General features: G+C 68.5%; 16 protein-coding genes. 9 read left to right on the top strand and 7 right to left on the bottom strand.

The window, feature by feature from the left end; all coding sequences use genetic code 11:
• Positions 1-211: 211 nt before the first annotated feature.
• The gene (locus AB0H75_RS49850) at positions 212-1,153 is read left to right on the top strand and encodes a tyrosine-type recombinase/integrase (RefSeq protein WP_367809074.1); all 942 of its coding nucleotides are present in this window, start codon (positions 212-214) and stop codon (positions 1,151-1,153) included.
• A 155-nt stretch (positions 1,154-1,308) separates the two neighbouring features.
• On the opposite strand, the gene AB0H75_RS49845 is transcribed toward AB0H75_RS49850, so the two are convergent.
• Positions 1,309-1,878: a helix-turn-helix domain-containing protein gene (locus tag AB0H75_RS49845; RefSeq protein ID WP_367809072.1), complete on the bottom strand. Its 570-nt coding sequence runs from the start codon at positions 1,876-1,878 to the stop codon at positions 1,309-1,311.
• A 132-nt stretch (positions 1,879-2,010) separates the two neighbouring features.
• Between AB0H75_RS49845 and AB0H75_RS49840 the strand changes: the two genes are divergently transcribed.
• Entirely contained in the window at positions 2,011-2,922 is a 912-nt protein-coding gene (locus AB0H75_RS49840; RefSeq protein WP_367809070.1) for an alpha/beta fold hydrolase, read from the top strand.
• A gap of 79 nt (positions 2,923-3,001) precedes the next feature.
• Here the strand turns inward: AB0H75_RS49840 and AB0H75_RS49835 are convergent, their stop codons facing one another.
• Together AB0H75_RS49835 and AB0H75_RS49830 are read right to left on the bottom strand one after the other, a co-directional pair.
• Complete coding sequence (locus tag AB0H75_RS49835) at positions 3,002-4,171, bottom strand: transposase (RefSeq protein ID WP_367809068.1); 1,170 nt, start codon at positions 4,169-4,171, stop codon at positions 3,002-3,004.
• Entirely contained in the window at positions 4,165-6,060 is a 1,896-nt protein-coding gene (locus AB0H75_RS49830) for a DUF4158 domain-containing protein (RefSeq protein WP_367809066.1), read from the bottom strand. Before AB0H75_RS49830 ends, AB0H75_RS49835 begins: the two co-directional genes overlap by 7 nt.
• Positions 6,061-6,315: 255 nt before the next feature.
• Here AB0H75_RS49830 and AB0H75_RS49825 point away from each other — a divergent pair, with 255 nt between their 5' ends.
• Positions 6,316-6,771, top strand: coding sequence for a hypothetical protein (locus tag AB0H75_RS49825; RefSeq protein WP_367809064.1), 456 nt, complete (start codon positions 6,316-6,318; stop codon positions 6,769-6,771).
• A 69-nt stretch (positions 6,772-6,840) separates the two neighbouring features.
• On the top strand, positions 6,841-9,984 hold the full coding sequence (locus AB0H75_RS49820; RefSeq protein WP_367809062.1) for a S8 family serine peptidase: 3,144 nt from the start codon (positions 6,841-6,843) through the stop codon (positions 9,982-9,984).
• A 683-nt stretch (positions 9,985-10,667) separates the two neighbouring features.
• On the opposite strand, the gene AB0H75_RS49815 is transcribed toward AB0H75_RS49820, so the two are convergent.
• From AB0H75_RS49815 to AB0H75_RS49800, 4 genes are read right to left on the bottom strand one after another with little or no spacing between them, the layout of a single operon-like run.
• Positions 10,668-11,303: a response regulator transcription factor gene (locus tag AB0H75_RS49815; protein WP_367809060.1), complete on the bottom strand. Its 636-nt coding sequence runs from the start codon at positions 11,301-11,303 to the stop codon at positions 10,668-10,670.
• Positions 11,288-12,598, bottom strand: coding sequence for a sensor domain-containing protein (locus AB0H75_RS49810; protein WP_367809058.1), 1,311 nt, complete (start codon positions 12,596-12,598; stop codon positions 11,288-11,290). Before AB0H75_RS49810 ends, AB0H75_RS49815 begins: the two co-directional genes overlap by 16 nt.
• Before the next feature lie 46 nt (positions 12,599-12,644).
• Positions 12,645-15,176 (bottom strand): FtsX-like permease family protein, encoded by a 2,532-nt coding sequence (locus AB0H75_RS49805; protein WP_367809056.1) that lies wholly within the window; start codon positions 15,174-15,176, stop codon positions 12,645-12,647.
• Positions 15,173-15,952 carry an ABC transporter ATP-binding protein gene (locus AB0H75_RS49800; RefSeq protein WP_367809054.1) on the bottom strand — a complete coding sequence of 260 codons (780 nt, stop codon included), beginning with the start codon at positions 15,950-15,952 and terminating at the stop codon, positions 15,173-15,175. Before AB0H75_RS49800 ends, AB0H75_RS49805 begins: the two co-directional genes overlap by 4 nt.
• Before the next feature lie 534 nt (positions 15,953-16,486).
• Here AB0H75_RS49800 and AB0H75_RS49795 point away from each other — a divergent pair.
• From AB0H75_RS49795 to AB0H75_RS49775, 5 genes are all read left to right on the top strand, one after another.
• Positions 16,487-17,071 carry an NADPH-dependent FMN reductase gene (locus AB0H75_RS49795; protein ID WP_367809052.1) on the top strand — a complete coding sequence of 195 codons (585 nt, stop codon included), beginning with the start codon at positions 16,487-16,489 and terminating at the stop codon, positions 17,069-17,071.
• Complete coding sequence (locus tag AB0H75_RS49790; protein ID WP_367809050.1) at positions 17,068-18,540, top strand: DHA2 family efflux MFS transporter permease subunit; 1,473 nt, start codon at positions 17,068-17,070, stop codon at positions 18,538-18,540. The genes AB0H75_RS49795 and AB0H75_RS49790 overlap by 4 nt, the downstream gene beginning before the upstream one ends.
• Positions 18,537-18,944 carry a MerR family transcriptional regulator gene (locus AB0H75_RS49785; protein WP_367809048.1) on the top strand — a complete coding sequence of 136 codons (408 nt, stop codon included), beginning with the start codon at positions 18,537-18,539 and terminating at the stop codon, positions 18,942-18,944. Before AB0H75_RS49790 ends, AB0H75_RS49785 begins: the two co-directional genes overlap by 4 nt.
• A gap of 250 nt (positions 18,945-19,194) precedes the next feature.
• Positions 19,195-19,944 carry an SDR family oxidoreductase gene (locus AB0H75_RS49780; RefSeq protein WP_367809046.1) on the top strand — a complete coding sequence of 250 codons (750 nt, stop codon included), beginning with the start codon at positions 19,195-19,197 and terminating at the stop codon, positions 19,942-19,944.
• A gap of 299 nt (positions 19,945-20,243) precedes the next feature.
• Positions 20,244-21,020: a recombinase family protein gene (locus tag AB0H75_RS49775; protein WP_367809044.1), complete on the top strand. Its 777-nt coding sequence runs from the start codon at positions 20,244-20,246 to the stop codon at positions 21,018-21,020.
• The last annotated feature ends 315 nt before the right edge of the window (positions 21,021-21,335 follow it).

The raw sequence follows: 21,335 nt of genomic DNA, 5'->3' as shown, positions 1-21,335 counted from the left end.
ACGCCGCCCTTCGAGCCTCTCGGGTCCGCAGCCCGCGTTGACCTCACGGCGGAGGAATACGAGTAGGGCGAATATGTGACGGCACCGGTCACATGAGCGATCAAGGCGGCGCGGCGACCAGGAGAACTCCCCGCCGGAGCGGTGCGCGACTCCGGCACGTTATCCGGTACATCACCCAGGCCGACGCGACGATCACCGCGCGGCGGCCGGCATGAGCGCCGTGCCGAAGATCACCGCCCTGCGCGGCGGAGGCGTCAGCCTCGCCGCGGCCGCCGACGCTTTCCTCGCTACGCCGCGCACGGCCAACCCCAACACGCACCGCGCCTACGCCTCGGCCATCGACCGCGTCATCGCCCTGCTCGGCCGCGACCGTCCGCTCGCCGACGTCACCGACGCCGAGATCGGCGCCGCGCTCACCGAGCTGTGGGGCCGATGCGCGCCGGCGACCTGGAACCGCAACCACGCCGCCATCACCTCCTGGCTCACCTGGTGCCAGACCAAGAAGCACTGGGCCGCCCCCTCGGTCCCGGCCGAGGCCGAACGCCGCCGAGAGATCGCCGACGAGACCCGCGCCGTGGCCAAGACCACCATCCACCGGCTGCTGTCGCGCCGCGACATCCCGCTGCGCGAAAAGACGCTGTGGCGCATGCTGTACGAGACCGCCGCCCGGGCCGCCGAAATTCTCGCGCTGAACGTCGAAGACCTCGACCTGGAGCACCGCCGCGCCCCCGTCCGTTCCAAGGGCGGTGCCACCGAGTGGGTGTACTGGGACAGCGGAACCGCCCACCTCCTGCCCCGGCTCCTTCGCCTCCCGGATGGCAGCATGCGCACCCATGGCCCGCTGTTCCTGTCCGACCGCCGCCCCGTCCCCGCCCGCCGTCCGCCCGCCGCCGACACCTGCCCGCACACCGGCCGCGCCCGCCTCGGCTACGACCGCGCCCGCGTCCTGCTCGACAAGCACGCCGGACTCGACCTGCACCAGCTACGCCACAGCGCCGCCACCCACCTCGGCGAGGCCGAGATCCCGCTGCAACTCATCATGGGCAAGACCCGGCACAAGAACCCCCGCACCGCCATGCGCTACGTCAAACCCGGAGCCGAAGCCATCGCCAAGGTCACCGAGGTCCTGGCACCCCGCCACCGTACTTACTGATCAACTGAGTGGCGGCTGGCCGGAGCTGTAGGAGTTCCGGGCCGACTTGAGTGAGAACGAGTTATGAGAAGGATTCGAGGCTGTCGGCCGCTCCCTAAGGCGTATTGGTGATCTTTTCTCGGAATCGCTCGTTTATGAGAGGAAGTGCAGGAAACTCAGGGGTGGCCGTCGGCCTGCTGGCCGCCCCTGCGCTGCGATGCTTCCTCCGTCGGGAACAGGATCACGCTCAGGAGGTGGGGGCTGCGGTCGGGCGCGGGTTCGTTGCCCGCCCGGGAGGCTAGAACGTCGCGCAGTTCGCCGATCATCTCGGCTCGCTCACGCCGAGTGAGCCAGACGGTGCCCTGCCGGTAACCTACGGCGTCGGCAGTCGGGTCGGCTCCGTCCCTGTCGAGGTAGGCGTTGAACTCGGCGTGCAGGGCGGCCATGGCTGCGGCGAACCCGTGACGGTGCTCCTCCAGGGACATCGACGCGGCCATGTCAGCGTCGATCCCCGCGTGCTCGCGGCGCAGTCGGTAGTGGCGTTCGACGGCGCCGTGCACGCGCTGCTCGTGGACGATTTCCAGCACTCCGGCCTCGACCAGCAGGCCGACGTGCCGGTACACCGTGGTCTTGGGGGCGTCGGGCAGGCTGGCGCACAGGTCGGACGTGGTGCGGGTGCGACCGCCGGACATGGCGTGCACGATGCGGAGCCGGACCGGGTGCAGGAGCAGATCAAGGGTGTCCACAGCCCTACGATCCCACATCTGGTACCGTTCCTGAAATTGGGAATGCAGGTGCCGTAGCGTGGCGATGGGTGGCGACCGAAAGGCGCACTCGCGTCTGCGCCAAGCCGGCGCCGACAGTGAAGGGAGTCAGCGATGCAACGTCAGACGGCCGAGGCAACGCCGCCAGTAGGACGGCACTACCAGGTCAGGGACCAGAGACTGTTTCTCCACCAATCCGGGAGCGGGAGCCCGGCGGTGGTGTTCCTGCCAGGAGCCGGCTCATCCGGCATGGACGGCTTCATCGTTCAGCAGCGGGCCGCCGAACTCACCACGAGCGTGCTCTACGACCGGGCCGGAACGGGGTGGAGTGACCGCGCCGAGCTGCCCCGCACCTCCACCCAGGTCACCGACGAACTGCGCGAGCTGCTGCGGGTCGCCGGCGTGCCTGCTCCCTACCTGCTGGTCGGTCATTCCCTCGGCGGTCTCTACACGCGCCACTATGCGCAGCGCTTTCCTGACGAGGTAGCGGGCCTGGTCCTGTTGGAGCCCGAACACGAGGACTATGACACGTACATGCCCAAGGAATTGAACGAGCTGTATCAGGCATGGGATCCCGACGAGGCGGTGCCTGACGAGCTGCCCGACGAAATTATCCAGTTCTATCGCACCCTGTTCGCCCGGGAGATGGCCGACTGGCCGGAAGGGATCCGCGAGCCGCTGATCGAACGTCACGTCAGCCCGGAATGGTTGAAGATCGGCGGCCAGGAGGCGGCCAACCGCTACCAGCTCCATGACGAGGTACGCAACGCGGGACCGATGCCCGACGTCCCGCTGATCGTGCTCACCGCCACGGCGATCGACCCCTTCAAAGAAGCGGTCACCCAGGGCATACCCGCATCGCTCCTCCAGGAGGAGGCCGAAGCGAAAACGCGGCTCTACACCGCGCTGGCCAAATCGGTTACGCACGGCGAGAACCGCATTGTCGACGACGCCGGACACCTCACCGTCATCTTCCGCCGTCCCGACGCCGTTCTGCAGGCGATCCAGGACCTCCTCGGCAGTTGATCAGTACAGCGGCTCCACGACAGCGTCGGTTCCGGTCCGGAGCTGCCTGAAAGAGCTGCCTGCCCTTCGGCATCGGGGGTCAGGGGTTGAGCAGGAAGGGCAGACCTGCGTCGTGGACCCTGGTCGGGCGCAGGGGGCGCCACCCCTCGATGAGCTTGGAGAGCTCGGCTTCGATGTCCACGGTGATGAATCCGAAGAAGTTGATGTTCTCGCGGTGGCCGGGGGCGATGAACGACAGCAGTTCATCGGGGACGTCGCGGCCTTGGGCGCGGAGCTCGCCGATCGCCTTGCCGTAGTACTCGGTGGTCCACGTGATCACGGCGTTGGTGAGGAGGGTGAGGCACCAGGCCTGCTCGGTCTGGTCTTGGAAGTGTGGCCGGACGATGGTGCCCTGCTGGGCGTAGTGCAGGTCGCGGCGCAGGGCGTGCAGGCTCTCCCCTTTGTTGAGTTGCCGGGAGATTTTGCGGCGGTAGACCGGGTCGGATAGGTAGCGGGCGGCGTGGATGGTGCGGCGCATCCGGCCCCACTCCTTCAACGCTGCTGCCAGGGTGTTCTGCCGGGAGGCCGCCGACCATTTTCCGACGATCAGGGAGGCGGTCGCCTCGCCGAATTTAAGCGATCCGGCCATGCGCAGCAGGTCCGGATAGCACTCGATGATCAGGTCCTCATTCCATCGGTCGGCCAGCAGCGGCCCCGCGTGCGGGTAGCGGGCCTTCGTGGCGCCGGGCGTGTCGACCCGCAGCATGGTGATCTTCCCCAGGTCGCGGATGCGTGGCGTGAGGGCCTTGCCGACCAGGTCGAACAACCCGAAGTTGACCAGGGTCGCGCCATGGGTATCGGTCGCGTGCTCGCGGATCGGCAGATCGGTCTCGTTTCCCAGCAGTTCGTCCAGAGTGAAATGGCCTTCGCGGGCGGTCGGCACGATCTGCTTCGTGCCGTACGTCGACCACTGGTCGGACACGTGGGTGTAGGTCGACAGGACCCGGCCGCCGTGGATGGTCATGTCCCGGGCGGTCAGCGATTTGCCGCGGACGGGGAATCGCTGCCCGTCGGAGGACGACATGGTGCCGCCGCCGAACTTCTTGGCCAGTTTCAGCCCGTAGTGGTGGTTGACCAGGACCGTGTTGGCCTCCCGGAGGGTCTCTTCCCGCACGTACCACTCCTGCGTCCAGGCCAGGGTGTCGTAGGACACCCCGCACGCCTCCGACATGCGAGTCAGCCCGAGGTTGGTGGCCCCGGCGATCAGCACGGCCAGGATGTTGCGCTGAGCTCCACCGACTGGGTCGACTTGCGCCCGCCGGCATGGGTGAAGCACGCCAGGAAGTTGGTACGGGCGTCCAACTCGATCAGCAGTGAGGCGATCGGCACGAACGGCAGCATGTTCGACAGCTCATCGCGCAGAGCCCGCGCCTCGGCGGGGACGTCCTCGGCCGGCAGCGGCGGAATGACCAGCCGCCCGGCCTCGTCCAGCCGGACCGCGCCGACGTCGCCTGGCGCGCTGCTCGCAAGGGTGTCCTCCAGATCCTCCAGCGCCTGGTGCAGCTCGTCCTTGACCTGCTCGATCGCCTCGGCCGAGTCGGCCGGTTTGCGGACCAGGTGGCAGAACTCCGCCCGTCGGCCCTCCCACTGTTCCGGGGTGAACAGGTAGGTGCCGGGGTCGGCGTAGCGGCGCGACCCGGGCACGAACACGTCCCCCGACCGCAGGCCGTCGCGTAACGCGAGGATGGCGCAGATCTCCCAGTAGTGCCGGAACGCGGTGTCGTCACCGGTTTTGCGGGCTTTGGCCAGGTAGTCGGCGTACCGGGCCGCAACAAACGACGTCGGCGCCCCGGCCGGGACCTTCCGGCCGCCGACCCGGTTCAGCTCCTTCAGGATTTCCACGGCCTCCATCAGGTCCGCAGCACCCGGCCCACCCTGGAAGTCGATCGCCTCCAGCACCTGCGGCGTGAATTTCCGCAGGTAGGTATGGGACGCCTCCAACGCCGCCAGACGGCCGTGATCCCTGGGCAGCGGCCTCCAGTTCACCGAGGCCACCTCACGGAGCTTGTCCATCCCGATCCGCTCGCGCAGCAGCCCGCCCACCTGCTCGTCCGCCACGCCCGGGTCAACCAGCACTGGAAGGATCACGTCCATCAGGAGCTGGCGGGCCTCGCCCTTCTTCGCCCGCTCCGCCAGGGCGGCGTCGGTCTTGGCCTTGGCGTGGGACTCGCGCGCTGACACCGCTTGGTCGAACAGTGCCACGACCTCATCCAGCTGATCGACCGCCGACTGAGCGACCAGCGCCAGCAGGATCGGATAGCGGCGCTCTCCGCGCCGCTGAAGCCCCTGCACTGTGGACCGCCGCCCCAACGTCGCCAGGAACCGGCGCCGCTCGGTCGGCAGCATCGACAGATCCAGACGGTGGGCGTCCATCCCGCGCAGATACCGCAGCTTGTCGATCGCACCCTTCACGGCCGTGGCTGTCGCCTCCACCGCCGGCGTCGTCAACCACGCCAGCCGGGTCATTCCCAGCTCCTCGTCGAACACCAGCAGCCGATCCAATTCAGCCTGCATAGGCCCGGTCAACAGATGATCGACCTTCTCCGATGTCAACGCCCCCGCAGCGTTGCGCGCCGCCCCGACCATCTTCATCAGCACGACCACACCGGGCCGGACCACCTTCGAGCTGATCAGGTGCTCGGCCGCCTGGTGGAACAGCAGCGATGGCGTGTCATGCTCCATTGCCCGGTCAAGCAGGAACTGCTCCAGCTCCTTCAGCGTCTCGCCCCCGGTCGGAACTGGTTTCCAGTCCAGGTACTTCAGCACCAGCTTCAAGTGATCGCTACGGGTCTGCGCGCGTCGCCCGTACTGTGCCAGCGCTCCAGGAAAAATCGCCAGCTGGTTGGCCAGTCGCTGCACCGCCGCCTGCGGCGCCGACCAGATGTCATCTGGCACGAACCCCAGCCACGGCAACGTGCACAGCTGCACCGCCAACCCTAAGCGTGCCGCCGAACTCCGGCCTCCGCTCCGGCTCAAGTTGTCGATGAACCCCAGATCCTTCCGCGTCAACGTGAAAAATCTGATCAACTCCTCCCTGCCGATGTCCGGATACAACCGCAGCCGCTCCATCTGCTCATCGGAGAAGAACTGAACCGCCAACGCCCACAACCTCCACGACCGCACCGAAACCAGTACGAACCGTAGTAGTAAAGATCGTCAGGAGTCCCTTAAATTTGAATATGCCAGGTCAGAGATAGGTTCGTTGGATTCTGCTCCGTTGCTACTGGAACCCCTTCTGGGACCTACTGGCACATCAAACGGGAGAGCGAAGACGGCCGGCACTTCTGGGGGGAGAGCTGGACCACGCGCGACGGGCAGCGGTGGAGCAGAGGGGAGCCAGGCAACGGGCCCGGCGTGGTGAAGGAGCCCTCGGGCACGTTCTGGCTCGGACCCGCCGACAGCGGCACCGAGGTTTCCATGAAGGATCTGGAGGCGTTGCCGACCGATCCCGAGGCGTTGCGGCAGAAGGTCAGCCTGATGCAGAAGGGCGGTCCCGTCGGGGAGCATGACATCGCCCTCCTGCCGCTGGCCTCGCTGATCGCGGAGCTCCCCGCGCCCGCGGGCGTGCGATCGGCGGCGTTCCGCGCGCTCGCCGAGCTGCCGGGCGTGCGGCGGCTGGGCGCGGTCGAAGGCGGCGAGGAGCTGCTGGTTCAGGGCGGGAAGCACGAGAGCAGGCTGGTCGTCGATCCGGAGACGTCCCAGGTGATCCGCACCAGTTGGCTCCCCACTGCTACGGGAGGGCTGACGGGGACGAACCGCGGGTTGTTCATCAAGCTGACCACAGGTTGGACGGACGAGCTTCCCCGGTAAGGTCCAGGCCCGTCGATCAGGGCTTTCAGGACCGATAGAGATCGTCTCCCTTCGTACATGAGGTAGTTCATGACTTTAGGCAAGTCACTCCTCGCCGCCCTGCTGGCGGGGACGATCGGCGTCACGCCCACACCGGCACCCGCATCACAGGCTCCGTCACACCAGGCGAACGGCGTGACCCTGATCACCGGTGACCGGGTGGTGGTCACCGGGCAGGGGCATCGCGTGGAGCCAGGGCCCGGCAGACAGGTCGACTTCTCCAGCCAGGTGCTCAAGGGCCACCTGTATGTGATCCCGTCGGACGCCGCGCCGTTGCTCGCCCAGGGCGTGCTGGACCGGCGGTTGTTCGACATCACCCAACTCCTGGCCTGGCGGTACGGCGATGCCGACACCCCCGACATCCCCGTCATCGAACAGGGCATCACCACGTCACCGGGTTCCTCGCAGGTGCGGCGGCTGTCCGCTCTCGGGATGAGCGCGACGCGGGTGCCCAAGACGAACGCCGCGCAGACCTGGCGAACTCTCACCGGAGCCCGCACTCTGGTGGCGGGCCGTACCAAGGTGTGGCTGGACGGCCGCAGGAGCTTCGCGCTGGACGAGAGCGTCAAGCAGATCGGCGCGCCGCAGGCGTGGCAGCAGGGCTTCACGGGCAAGGGCGTCACGGTCGCGGTCCTCGACTCCGGCTACGACCCCGACCATCCGGACCTGAAGGACGCGGTGGTCCAGGAGGCGAAGTTCAGCGACGAGCCGGATATGCGCGACAATCTTGGCCACGGCACCCACGTCGCCTCGATCGTGGCCGGCAGGGGCGAGAAGTACCGGGGCGTGGCCCCGGAGGCGAGCCTGGCCATCGCGAAGGTGGGCGGAGCTGGAAGCCTGACCGATTCTCAGGCCCTTGCCGGTATGGAGTGGGCCGCCGTCGAGGCGAAGGCCAAGATCATCAACATGAGCTTCGGCGGTCCGGACGATCCCGGACTGGATCCGCTGGAGCAGGCGGTCAACACGTTGTCGGAGCAGACCGGCGCCCTGTTCGTTGCGGCGGCGGGAAACGACGGCATCGAGACCAGTGTGCTCAGTCCCGGGAGCGCCGAGGCGGCACTCACCGTGGGCGCGGTGGACAAGCAGGGCCGCATGGCCCGCTTCTCCAGCCAGGGGCCGCGTGTGGGCGACCACGCGATCAAACCCGACGTGACCGCGCCCGGGATGGACATCACGGCCGCCGCCGTCGGGGGCGGCTACCGCGTGATGAGCGGCACCTCGATGGCCACCCCGCACGTGGCGGGAGCGGCGGCGATCCTGGCCCAGCGCCACCCGGACTGGACCGGCGCGCAGATCAAGTCCGCGCTGACCGGCAGCGCCGCCCCGGTTCAGGACGCGACGCTCTATCAGCAGGGTGCCGGGACGATCGACCTGGTACGCGCGCTGCGGCAGCAGGTCGTGCCCGAGCAGGCCAACGTATGGGCGGCCTTCCCCTGGAACGGCACCGGCGGCCGGACGGCGACCAGGACGATCACCTACGCCAACGCGGGCGACGCACCGGTCACCCTCGGCCTGTCGGCGGACAGTGAGGTGCTGAAACTGCCGACCGACCAGGTCACTGTCCCGGCCAAGGGCGAAGCGTCGGTCACGCTCACCATCGATGCGGGCGGGAAGGCCCCGGACGAGTACCCGGGAACGGTCACCGCCAAGTCGGGCGAGACGGTGATCCGCACGCTGGCCGGCGCATACGTGGAGCCGGAGTCCTACGACGTCACCATCACCGCCGTCGGCAGGCAGGGCCAGCTGATCAACCCCTGGGAAGGCGAGGTCTACGATCCCGAAACCGGCGCCCTCCACGCGCTGTCCTTCCAGGAAGGAACCGCTACGGTACGACTGCCCAAAGGCAACTGGAACCTCTACACCCGCATCAGCGAGAAGATCGACGGGAAGCCGGTGCTGACGATCGCCGACTCTCCCCTGGAGGTTGACGGCAGCCAGCAGCGGTTCACCGTGGACACGCGTCAGGGCAAGCCGGTGAAAATCACCCTCGACGATCCGAGCGCCCAACTCCAGCGTGTTCTCACCCTGGGCCTGGACCACGGCGCGTGGAGCCTCTGGATCCGGAACTTCGGCCCTGACGTCAACTCCCAGGTCTTCGTCATCCCCGCCGCGTCACCAGGTCTGACCTACACCCTGGCGACCACGTGGCTCAACAAGGACGTCTCGCCCAGCCCGTACGTCTACACCCTGGTCGACCGGCGCAGCGGCGGCATCCCAGACGATCCCACCTACCATGCCAGGCAGAAGGACCTGGCCAAGGTCACCACGACCTACCGAGGCCCCGGAGCGGCTGCCACAGGAACCTTCCAGGTCGGGATGCACGTCAGCGAGCTGCCGCAAGCGTTCCCGGTATCGTCGGTCGGCGGCATCGCGCTGCCCGGCACGCTCGTCCACTATCGGACCCCTGGTCTGGTCTTCGCCGGCTCCTTCGAGACCGGCACGGCGCTGACCTGGGACGGCGGCAAGGTCATGAAGCGAGGTCACACCAGCGAAGTCTGGAACGCCGCCGTCACCGGGCCGTCGTTCCAGCTGCCCGCCGGCCACCGTACCGGCGACAGCCTGACCTTCGCCGCGACGGGGATGTTCGCCGACGGGCGACCGGGCAGGACCGGCTCGGACACCGCCGCCACCGGCACCGTCACCCTCGCCGAGGACGGCAAGGTGCTGGACACCGCCGACCTCGCCTACTGCGACGTCAGCGAGCCGCAGAACTGCGAACTGCGCACCGACCTGCCCGCCGGGTCCAGTGACTACACGCTGACCGCGTCGATGCGCCGGGCGGCCACGCTCTCCACGGAGGTGACCTCGGTCTGGACGTTCACGTCCGCGACCGCCGCCCAGCAACAGCCACTGCCCATAAAGGCCGTCCGTTACAGCCCTGAGGGCCTGGACGACTTCAACCGTGCCAGGCCGGGCAGCGTCACCCGCATGCCCGTGTGGGTCGAGCGCAACCCCGGCTCGGCGGAGACGGAGGTCAAATCGATCCGGCTGGAGATGTCCGCCGACGACGGCGCCACCTGGCGTCGCGTCCCGGTCACCCCCACCGGCTCCGGCTGGACCGCCCTGCTGGCCAACCCCCGTACGGCCGGTTTCGTCTCCCTCCGCGCGACGGTCACCGACTCGGCCGCAGACGGCGTGACCCAGACGATCACTCGCGCGTACGCCGTCGGCTGATCCGCGATGGTGAGGGCGCCTTTCAAGGCACCCTCACCGTTCCGGCGGCGGGGGGTGTCCATATAACAGGCGCGTGCTTTCCTTCTCATGAGTGTGGCGGACCCATACGGCGCCAGTTCTCTTCAGGAAAGGGCTGTTTCCTGAGCCGAATCGCCTGGGGGTGACGGGTGGCGGCCAACCTCTACCGGTCATCGGAAGTGAGTTTTGGGTGGTGCTGGGCGCGTTCCCGAACCGAGAACAGCTTGCCGTCCCACATGGACAAGGAAGACGCCCTCAAATTGATCACAGTTGACCGCTGACTGCATGCATGCATGCATGATGCCTGCGGCAACGGGCGTCAAGATCGACTCATGGCCGTTTTACCCGTATCTCGGCTGGACCCGATCCCGGGCGAGCGGGGGCTTCGCTGTGGGAAACTCACACGGTCCGGTGACAGATGGTGTCCGGAAGCAGCCGCGATCGGCTCCTACCGTCAGGCATGATCAAACACTTCGTCCGCTCTGCCCGTTTCGCCGCCATCATAGGCGCGGCGCTGCTCAGGCTCTCTGCCCTGCCGCCGCCCGCCCACCCCGCAACCGGCTACCTGTGTCTGATGGGAACCACCGTCCAGGCAGGCGTTCGGGCCGGTAGCCGCAGGAGGCGGTGCTCAGCAGAGGGCTATGCGTCCAGGCGAAGGGCTCGCATCAGTGCCGGAGATAGGTGAGGACGGCTTGGACGCGTTTGTGAACGGAGTCGTCGGTGCCCAGGGCGAGCTTGGCGAAGATGCGGTTGATGTGTTTGGCGACGGCGGCGTCGCTGATGACGAGCGCTTCGGCGATGGCGGTGTTGGTCTTGCCTTCGGCCATGAGGGCGAGCACGTCGGTTTCGCGTGGGGTGAGTTCGTCGATGCGTGGGCGGTGGCGGAGCAGCTTGCGGACGACGTGGGGGTCGATGATCTCGCCGCCGGCGGCGATGGTGTCGATGGTGGTGAGGAACTCTTCGACGTTGCCGACGCGATCCTTGAGCAGGTAGCCGATCCCGCCTTCACCGGTGGTGAGGAGGTCGGCGGCGGCGCGGCCGGACACGATCTGCGACAGGACGAGGATACGGGTGGCGGGGTTCTCCTCGCGCAGGCGGTGGGCGGCTCGGATGCCCTCGTCGGTGTGGGTCGGGGGCATCCGGACGTCGACGATGGACAGGTCTGGCTCGTGGATGCGCACGGCGTCCAGGAGCGCGTTGGGGTCGCCGACGGCGGCGACGACTTCGTGGCCGGCGGCGTCGAGGAGGCGGGCGAGTCCTTCGCGGAGCAGGACGGAGTCCTCGGCTATGACGATGCGCATGGAACCTCCACGCTCACTCGGGTGGGCCCGCCTACGGGGCTGGAGAACGCGACGCGGCCTCCCAGGGTCTCGATGCGGTCGATGACGCCGACAAGCCCGGTTCCACTTGCGGGTGAGGCGCCGCCGTGTCCGTTGTCCTCGACGGTGATGAGCAGGGTCTCCTGGCGCGTCGTGACCGCGTGGAGCGTCAATGTGGTGGCTCGGCTGTGCTTGGTGACGTTGGTGACCAGCTCGCTGACAGCGAAGTACAGTCCCACCTCGATGTCCGCAGGCAGGTCCGGCGGGATAGTGAGGTCAATGTCGGCGGCGAGGCCGGCCCGCTCGGCACGTGACACGAGGTCGTCGAGCGCTTCGGCGAGGTCGTGCTCGCGCAGTGCCGACGGGTAGATGCCGTGGACGATGTCACGCAGCTCGTCGACGGCCTGCTGAGCATCGGCGCTCGCCTGATCGACCAGAGGGCTGATGTCGATGCCGCGATGTAGCTGGTACTTCATGGTTCCCAAAGTCATGACCAGGGAGGTGAGGCGTTGCTGCGCCCCGTCGTGCAGGTCGCGTTCGATACGTCGCCGCTCCTCGTCGAAGGCCGAAGTGATGCGAGCGCGTGAACGCGTCACGTCGTCAAGCCGTGCTCGCAGTTGCGCCGAAGGTTCGCTGACGAGCATTCTGCACAGGTAGCGCTGGCCTTCCGCGGCCAGGGTCACGACGTACATGCCGGCGGCGAACAGGATGACGCCCAGCGACGCGAATCCGACCTGCGCCACCGGGTCGTCATTGACGGCCGAGGTCTGCAGATCGGTCACCGTGGTCACCGAGCCTGGATCAACGCCCAGTACGAGGAGCACGAACAGGGCGGCGCTCGCGGCGACCATCATGACCGGCATGAGCAGGGCGACCGATGCGAGTGCGACGTTCAGCAGTGACAACGGCAGCAGCAGGGCGCCGTACAGCAGCTCTGTCCAGGTCGATCGCTCGCCGGCCCGCAGGCGTGCCCTGCTCGTGAGTCCCTGTGCCGTACTGGGCACGTGCGGATTCGGCGTGGCGCGGCGGTCGATCCACCGAAGACGCCATCGTTCCACGTGACCAAGCGGCAGCCCCGCGAAAATGAGCAGCGGCCAGCACGTCACCAGCCACAAGGACGCGACCACGGGCGTGGCGGCGATGTAGGCCAGGGACCTCCATGGCCAGGACGTCACCAGCAACCGTGCCGGGTGCAGGCGTAGCGCGACACCTGGACTGTCGACCGGCGGCCGATCCGACGCATCGGCGGTCCCGGCGGTCCCGGTTGAACCTGCCACGGCTCTCATTCTCGCGTGCTCACCTGAGGCTTCCCGAAGCGTCATCTCAACGCACCGCCTCCAACGCGTCCGCCTTCATGGCGGTACGGGCGGGGGCGAGTGTGCCGATCGCGGCGGCCAGGTAGGCGCACGCGACGATCACGAGGAAGGTCGCACCGGTGAACGGCAGCCAGATCGTATCGGTGAGCAGGTAACCGTATCCGACCATGGTCACCGCGGCGATGGCCGAGCCGGCGATGACCGCGGTGGTGGCGACCAGCAGGCACTCGACCAGGAGAGAACCCGCGATCTGCGAACCTCGTACTCCCGCGAGCCTCAGCAGAGCGAACTCGCGCCGACGAGACATGGTGGAGCCGATCAGCACGTTGATGGCGGAAACACCCGCATAGCCGCCCAGGATCGCCACCACCATGACAATGATCCACTCGTCCTCGCCGGCCTGCGCGGCTACCTGTGCCAGATGCCCGTCCCGGTCCGCCGCATGTGCGCCGGGCGCGACCGCGGCCAGCTCGTCGTTGATCGCCGCCAGTGTCGCGTCCTGGTCGGCTCCAGGCTCGAACGCGACGTACACGGCGGTTGCGAAGGGTTCCAGGAGATGTGGAGCGAGCGTCGACAGCGGCACGATCATATCGCTCACCCCCATCGGGTCACGGTACGTCGTGCTCACCACCGCCGTGCCCGGTGCTCCGTCCGGGTACAGGAACCCGACCGTGTCGCCGATCCGCCAGCCCTTCTCCTCGGCCACGAGTTGCGACACACCGATGCTGTGCTCACCGAACTCCGCCCACGTCCCGGAGGTGACCTCATAGGACAGCACCCGCTGGAAACCGGCGGGGTCGACACCGGTCACGGTCGCGTTCGAACGGGAAGTCGGCGGATCGTCGATGATCAGGCGTGAGGAGATGCTCGCCGACGCCGCCTCGACTCCGGGCACCTGTTCGACCGCGCCGGCGGCGCTCAACGGCACGCCGAGCTGGACGCCTCCGGCCACGACCGCATCCGCGGTGACCTGCTCGGCGTACAACCGCGAGCGTGCCTGATAGTTCGCGCTGTCCTGGAACAACAGCACGGCGCTGACCGCGACCAGCAGCGTCAGCGGAACCGACACACCCGCCGCCCGGCGAAGGTCGGAGCGGATCGATCTCCCCGCGAGGAATCCGCCGAACCATCGGCGCACGAACGGCCCGACCAGGACCAGCACACCGCGCAACAGGTTCGGGCCGAGCAGGACCGCCGCCCCGATGAGCAAGGGGAACGCCGTCACCACGAGCAGCATCGCGATCGCGCCACCGGGCGTCGGCACCGGACCGCCCAGGGCGAACGCTCCGGCCAGGCCGGCTACGGCCGCCGCCAGCAGCACTCCACCGAACGTCGCCCGTGTACGTCCCGCCTGACGGGCAGGGATCTCGGACTCGCGCAGCGCGTCGAGCGGTGCGATGCGCGTGGCGCGACGAGCCGGAAGCCACGCCGCCACGAGCGCCGAGACAACCGCCGCGCCCAATCCGGTCAGCAGCGCCACCGGCTCTGCGGTCACCGCCGAGCCCCGGGCCATGATCCCCTGCCCGATGAAGAACCGCCGCGCCAGCTCAGCCAGGGCGATGCCTGCACCCGCGCCGATGACACCGCCGAGAGCGCCGATGAAGACCGCCTCCCAGACGACCATCCGCCGGATCAGCCGCGGCAGGGTACCGACGACACGCAACATCGCCAGCTCCCGGCGCCGCTGCCCGATCGCGACGGTCAAAGTGCTGGAGATGACGAACACGGCGATCGTCAAAGCCAGCAACGCGATGACCATCAGAAACTGGCCGGAGCCACCCGCGAGCTCGGCCTGACGCAGGTCGAGTTGAAGGCTGCCGGCCCGCGCCTCACCGGTCACCACCCGCAGGCCGGGGACGGAGTTCCGCAGTGCCGCGATGTCCGTCGTAGACACCAGCGCCAGCACGGGCGCACCGCCGAACCTGGCGGCCGTATCCCCGGCGAAGAACAGCGCATGCTCGAACTGCTCGCCCGCGCGCCGCGCGATGCCGCTGACGATGAACTCGTGGGTCCCGGTCGCGAGCTGGATCCGGACCTCCTCGCCCACGCCGACGTCGCCGGCCACTGCCACGGACTCGTCGATCACCACAGCGTCGGCGGCTGTGGGCTCACTCCCGTCGACCAGTGAGGCGCCGTCCGCGATCGCGGTCGACCATGGATGCCCCCACGAACGGGTGAAGGCGTTGCCGACCACGGTGCCGTCCGACGCCACGAGGTAGGCCGGGAACGGGGTTTCCACGGCGGTCGAGGTCACTCCCGGAGCGTCACGAATGGCGTCGATCTGGTGCTCGGTCAGCCGGGGCATCGCGGGCAGGTCGAGCGTGAGACCGCTCTTCAGCCTCACGCTCGCCGGTGGCTTCACCACCGCGTCCACTGCCGTGAAGCGCCAGCTCGTCACACCGGCCGCGCCCTGCCGGTCCTGGGCGTCGGCGATCAGGAGAGTCGCCGTGACGAGGGAGGCCCCCACCACGACCGAGATCAGCGCCGCCAGGATCGCCGGCTTGCGGCCTGCCAGGCTCCGCCACGCCAGCGTGATCACGCGGCCGGCCTTCCCGGTGCCAGGCGGCGCAACACGTCCTCGGGCGAGGGGGCGCGGACCTCGTCCACGATCCTGCCATCGCGTAGGAACACCACCCGGTGCGTGTGTGCGGCGGCCGCGGGATCGTGCGTCACCATCACCACCGTCTGCCCGAGTTGTTCGACCGCGAGCCGCAGGAAGCTCAGGACCTCACCGCCGGTGTGGGAGTCCAGGTTGCCAGTGGGTTCGTCGGCGAACACCACGGCCGGGCGGTGCGCCAGCGCCCGGGCGATCGCCACCCGCTGCTGCTGGCCGCCGGACATCTCGCTCGGGCGATGCCCCAGACGTTCGCCCAGGCCCAGCACCCGGACCAGATGCGCCATCCACTGCCGATCCACCAGAGGGCCGCCGATCCGCTCGCCCAGGGTGATGTTTTCCTCCGCGGTCAACGTCGGAATGAGGTTGAACGCCTGGAAGACGAACCCCAGCCGATCCCGCCGCAGCGTCGTCAGCTGCCCGTCCGACAGCCGCGCCAGATCGGTCCCTCCGATCAGCACCGACCCCGACGTCGGCCGCTCCAGACCCGCCAGGCAATGCAGCAGCGTCGACTTCCCGGACCCCGACGGCCCCATGATCGAGGTGAACCGGCCCGCCTCGAACCCTACAGAAACCCGGTCCAGGGCCGTCACCAGCGAACGCTGGCGGCCGAATGTGTGCGTCAGATCGACCGCGTGGACAACAGGCGGCTGCCCGGCAGTACTCGGAACCTCACTCGAATGCGAAGACGAAAAAGACATGCCTCCATCACACGTGAGGTACCCCACGCGGCGCGATCACGCCGGCAACCCTCTTCGCGGTAACCCAGGCGTTACCCTCCAGGTCAGCGCGGAGCCGTCCGTAGCCGGCGCTCCCGGTGGCACTCACCGCTACTCGGCGGCTGGGGACGCGTCCGGGACCAGAACGCTCGACACGCCGATGAGGAACGCCGACTCGTAGCCGCCGGCAGCTCAGACGACCACCGGTCATAACCGGGTGTGCCCGCAGACCTCCGGCTATGACCTGTGCAAATCTCCCGGCGACACACATCTGAACGAAAAGTCACGGTAAGCCACTCAACTCTCCTCTGCTGACGGGACTTTTCGTTCGGATGCTCGTCATGCCCCGTATCCGCCCGGCACCTCGGCTCTCACCGCGTCCCAGAAGGGTCCGGCATCGCGGCTTGGCTTCGTGGCTCTGTGCACGCACCCCAACGGGCGAGGGAGAGGCGGCGATGACTGCCGACCACCGATTGACTTGAGTTCGCCTATAGGCGAACTTCTAGCGTCGATGCCATGACGCAAGACCATCTCAAGGGGCAGCTCCGGATCGCCGTGGTGATCGGAAGCGTGCGCAAGCCCAGATTGGCCGACCCTCTCGCTGCGTGGCTGGAGCGCGAGCTGACCGCGATCGACTGGCTCGACCTCGACATGATCGACCTGGCCACGGTCTCACTGCCGATGCACGAGTTGCAGCCGGGCGGCGCGGCCGCGTCCCCGATCGCGAGCCGGCTCGCGGACGCCGACGGATTCGTGTTCCTCACGCCGGAGTACAACCACAGCTTTCCGGCGCCGGTGAAGAACGCGATCGATTGGCACTTCACCGAGTGGGCGTACAAGCCGGTCGCGTTCGTCGGATACGGCGCTTCCGGCGGCATCAGGGCCGTGGAGCAGTTGCGGATGGTCTTCCCTGAGCTTCGGGCGACCACGGTCCGGGAGTCGGTGCTGATACCGATGGCGTGGGAGCACCTGGACACCGACGGCCGTTTCCTTCCGCCGCCAGGCACGGCGCAGGCGCTGCACGCGATGATGAGCGAATTGCGTACGTGGGCGCGTGCGTTGCGCTCCTTCCGGCTCACAGACCCGGCCGGTCGAAGGTGATCAAGTTGACCCGGCCGGAACTGCGCGCCGCGATCGTGCTGGCATCCGGCGGCTTGATGGCGGTGCTGGACGCCACGATCGTCGCGGTGGCACTGCCGCAGCTGATGGCGGCGTTCGGTACGTCGCTGACCGCCGTGCAGTGGATCATCACCGCGTACACGCTGGCGATGGTGGCGACCATGCCGCTCGCCGCCGGTCTCGCCGCCCGCTGGGGAGCCCGGCGGGTGTACCTGGTGGCACTGGCCGGATTCGCGGTCGCCTCCTGCGTCGCCGGCGCGGCCGGCGGCCTGGGCTGGCTGATCGCCGCACGGGCGGCGCAGGGCCTCAGCGGCGGTTTGATGGCGCCGTTGGGCATGGCGATCGGGTTCGGCGCGGTCGCGCCCGAACGGCGCGGCCGGATGATGGCGGTCACCGGCCTGCCGATGCTGATCGGGCCGATCCTGGGCCCCGTACTCGGTGCGGCCCTCCTGGGCGCGGGGTCGTGGCGGGCACTGTTCTTCATCACCGTGCCGTTGGCGCTGCTGGGAGCCGCAGGCGCGCTGGCCTGGCTACCGGCCGACCCCGCCCGAGGACGGGGGGTCCGGCTCGACCTGGCCGGAGCGATGCTGCTGGTTCCCGGCATCGTCGCGGTGGCCTACGGCATCAGCGCCCAAGACGGTCCTGCCTGGGCGCGGATCGCCACCGCCGCCATCGGTGCGGCGCTGGTCGCGGTGTTCTCGGCCCGGGCGCTGACCCATCCCGAACCGCTGTTGCGGATCGGTCTCCTGCGGAACCCGACGTTCGGCAAAGGCGCCGCGATCCTGGCCCTGTACGCGGCTCCGTACTTCGGCTCGGCCCTGCTGATGCCTGCCTACGTGCAGGTGCTGCGCGGCGACAGCGCGTCGGTCACGGCCGCGCTGATGGTTCCCGGCGCGGTCGGCATGGGCGTCAGCCTGCAGGTCGCCGCCCGGCTCCTGGAACGGCTCGGCCCCCGGCTGGTCGTCGGTACCGGGCTTGGCCTCGCCGTCGGCGCCGGTCTCCTCCAGGCGGTCATCCTCCGGCCGGACACTCCCTACCTGGTGCTCGGCGTACTCGGGCTCCTGCAAGGGGCGGGCACCGGATCGATCATGATGCCGACGATGTCCAGTTCCAGCCGAGATCTCCATGGTCCTGACCTGGCCTCCGGCTCCGCGCTGTTGTCCCTGGTGAACACGGTCGCCAACGGCATGGGCACCGTGTCGGTCAGCGCACTGTTCACGGTGCTGACCGCCACGATGACCGGCGGCGCATCGCTCATCGACATGGCCGACTCGGGCACGGCGGACAGAACCGCTCAGGTGATCGCCGCTGTGGACGCCCTGCGGTTGACCCAGGCGGCAGCCTCCATCGTGATGTCGCTTGCCCTGGTCGTGCGGCTGCGCTCCCCAGGGCGGGTTTCGGCGATACTGGACCGGCGAGATTCAGCTGCGAAGGCGGGAGGTGTGTCATGACCATCGCCGACCACCTCGGCTTCGAGATGAGTCCGGCCTCGCTCTCGGTCGGGCAGGTGGCCGCCGCCGCCGGGGTGACGGCTAACGCCGTCCGCTTCTACGAGCGCTACGGTGTGATCACCGGTCACCGCAACAGCGGCAACGCCCGCCGCTTCACCGTCGATGCGATCTGCCGGATCAAACTCGCCCTCGCCGCGCAACGGGTGGGTCTCACCCTCAAGGAGAGCGCCGACATTCTCGCCGGCATCCCGCCCCTTTCCCGCGATCTCCAGCAATGGGTCGCCGCGGGTGAAGAACTCGTCCGGATCGGCCGCACCCGCGTCGATCAGCTCCAGGCGACCGTGAACGAACTGGCCACCCTGGACTTCCTTCAGAACACCCGGCAGGGCCGGCCTCAAGCTTGATCGCCCCGGGCATCGAGCGGTGCCACTCACGTGGTCGAGATCATCGCCTGGCGCACCTGTTCACGGCCTTGTCGGGCCGACCATGTGCCGGCTATCGGCCATCGCGTCCTGGGATCATGCTCTCCGCCCTCACGGATGACGACCTGGCGTACGCCGGGCTCAAACATGTGCCCGCGACGCGCCCGGCCAGGTCCGCACACCGCCGGCAGGCGACCTCCGCCTCCTTCATCTCACACGGCAGGAAGACAATATGCACACCCTCCATGGCAAGACCGCCCTCGTCACCGGCGCTAGCAGGGGAATCGGCCGGGCCATCGCCCAACGCCTGGCCGGTGACGGCGCCCGCGTCGCCGTCCACTACGGCGGCAGCGACCAGGCCGCCGAGGAAACCGTCGCCGCCATCGAGGCGGCAGGCGGGCAGGCCTTCGCCCTGCAGGCCGAACTGGGCATGCCCGGCGACGTCGAACGCTTGTGGGCCGCCTTCGACGCACGCGCCGACGGGCTGGACATCCTGGTCAACAACGCCGGCATCCTCAACGACGAGCCCGGCATCGAGCACGTCACCCGACGGCAGTTCGAGCGGATCTTCGCGGTCAACGCCACCGCCCCGTTCTTCATCACCCAGCTCGCGCTGCCCCGCCTACGCGACGGCGGCAGGATCATCAACATCTCCACCATGCTGACCCGCGGCTCGGCCATGCCACAGTCCATCAGCTACGCCATGTCCAAGGGCGCGCTCGACGTGCTCACCTCGACGCTCGCCAAGCAACTCGGCCCACGCGCGATCACCGTCAACACCGTGGCGCCCGGCGTCATCGACACCGACATGCACCAGGGCAGACTCGTCGGGGACGCGTTGGCCTGGCTGTCATCACTGTCTCCCATGGGTCGCGTGGGCACCCCCGAGGACGTGGCCGATGCGGTGGCCTTCCTGGCCTCCCACGACAGCCGCTGGGTGACCGGCCACTGGCTGGACGCCTCAGGAGGAACTCTGCTGTAACGGTCCCCTGCCATCCGGCCCCGGCGAACCGCAAGACCGGGAGGCGAGCCGGCGGCGCCTGGCGGCCGACGTCCGCAAGCAGGCCGACGAGCGCTTGTACGCGACGGTGGCGCGTCAGGTGAAAACAGGCAGCGTGCTAGCTGCTTTTCATCGGCAACCACCTATGAAACAGCCGCCTGGTGCCAGGCCGTCCAGGGCGTTCCCGCCCCGATCCCGTTCCATGAGTCGTTTCACACCGCTGACGCTTTGAAACGTATCCATGAAGCGATCGCGAGGTGAGCGACGACAACTTTTCCCGCGTGGAAGCCTTCGACTGCCCGATGTCCTCCTGCGCCGCCTCGGCCGGATCGCCCTGCTGCACCGGCCGGGGCAAGGTGGCCGCCCAGTACCACACCGCCCGGTTCCGGCTCGTGCCGTCCCTGGTCAAGGTGCTCAACGTGTCGATCCCGGCGCTGCGCAAACCCGGGACCGCGTGGACGGAACTGCCCCGCCCCGCCGCCGGTCCCCAGACGTCCGGACACGCCGGGATCGGCTACGCCCGCGCCTCGCGGCGCCCCGAACTCGAGCGGGCCGTCGCCCTGGCCCGGGAGATGCGCGCCTCCGGCGTCGCGGTCACCCTGGCCGTCCACGAGCACAAGCGGCTCGGGCGCGGCCTGGCGCTGGCCGAGCTGGCCGAGCATTTGCGCGCCTGCGACGTCGGCCTGGAGTTCCTCACCGGCGAGCTGCAAGGCAGCCACGATCCGTCTGGCGTGGTGTTCACCGTGCTGGCCGCCCTGTCCGGGATGGAACGCGAATACATCCGCGACCGCACCCTGGAAGGTCACGAGTCCGCCCGCAAGAACGGCAAGGCCATCGGCGGCGCCACCGTCACCGATGAGGCCATGCTGTCCATGGCCCTGCACCTGCGCGGCCAAGGCCTCAGCCTCCGCGAGATCGCCTCCCGCCTGGTCATCACCCAGGGCGCCAAGAGAGGCCGGCGCCCCTCCCCGGCCACCGTCATGCGCATGCTCCGCGACCACGACACCAGCATCACCGAGCTGGGCACCGGAGCTGACAATGCGAAGCAACGGCCGTAATCCCCGGCCGGCACCCGAGCCGCGAACTGTCCCTGGCATCATGATCTGACACCGTGATCAAACCGAGACGCCAGTCGGCGGCTTCCGCGTTTCCGTAGGTCAGATGCAACTTCGTTGAAAATTTCTTCATTGCTACTGGGACCCCTCAACGCGGCGTGCTCACTCGCCCCTGTCCTGAGCCGTCCGGTTGAGGACGATGTCGAGCAGGCCGGGGAAGCGGGTCTCCAGATCGTCGCGGCGCAGCGTGAGGTAGAGCTTGCGACCGGCGCGGCGCTGGCGGATCACGCCGCTCTCGCGCAGGGCTCGCCAGTGGTG

Source organism: Nonomuraea sp. NPDC050783 (assembly GCF_040802095.1).
Classification (GTDB): domain Bacteria; phylum Actinomycetota; class Actinomycetes; order Streptosporangiales; family Streptosporangiaceae; genus Nonomuraea.
The sequence above is the reverse complement of the archived record's forward strand: the minus strand, read 5'-3'. Positions and strand labels throughout refer to the sequence as shown.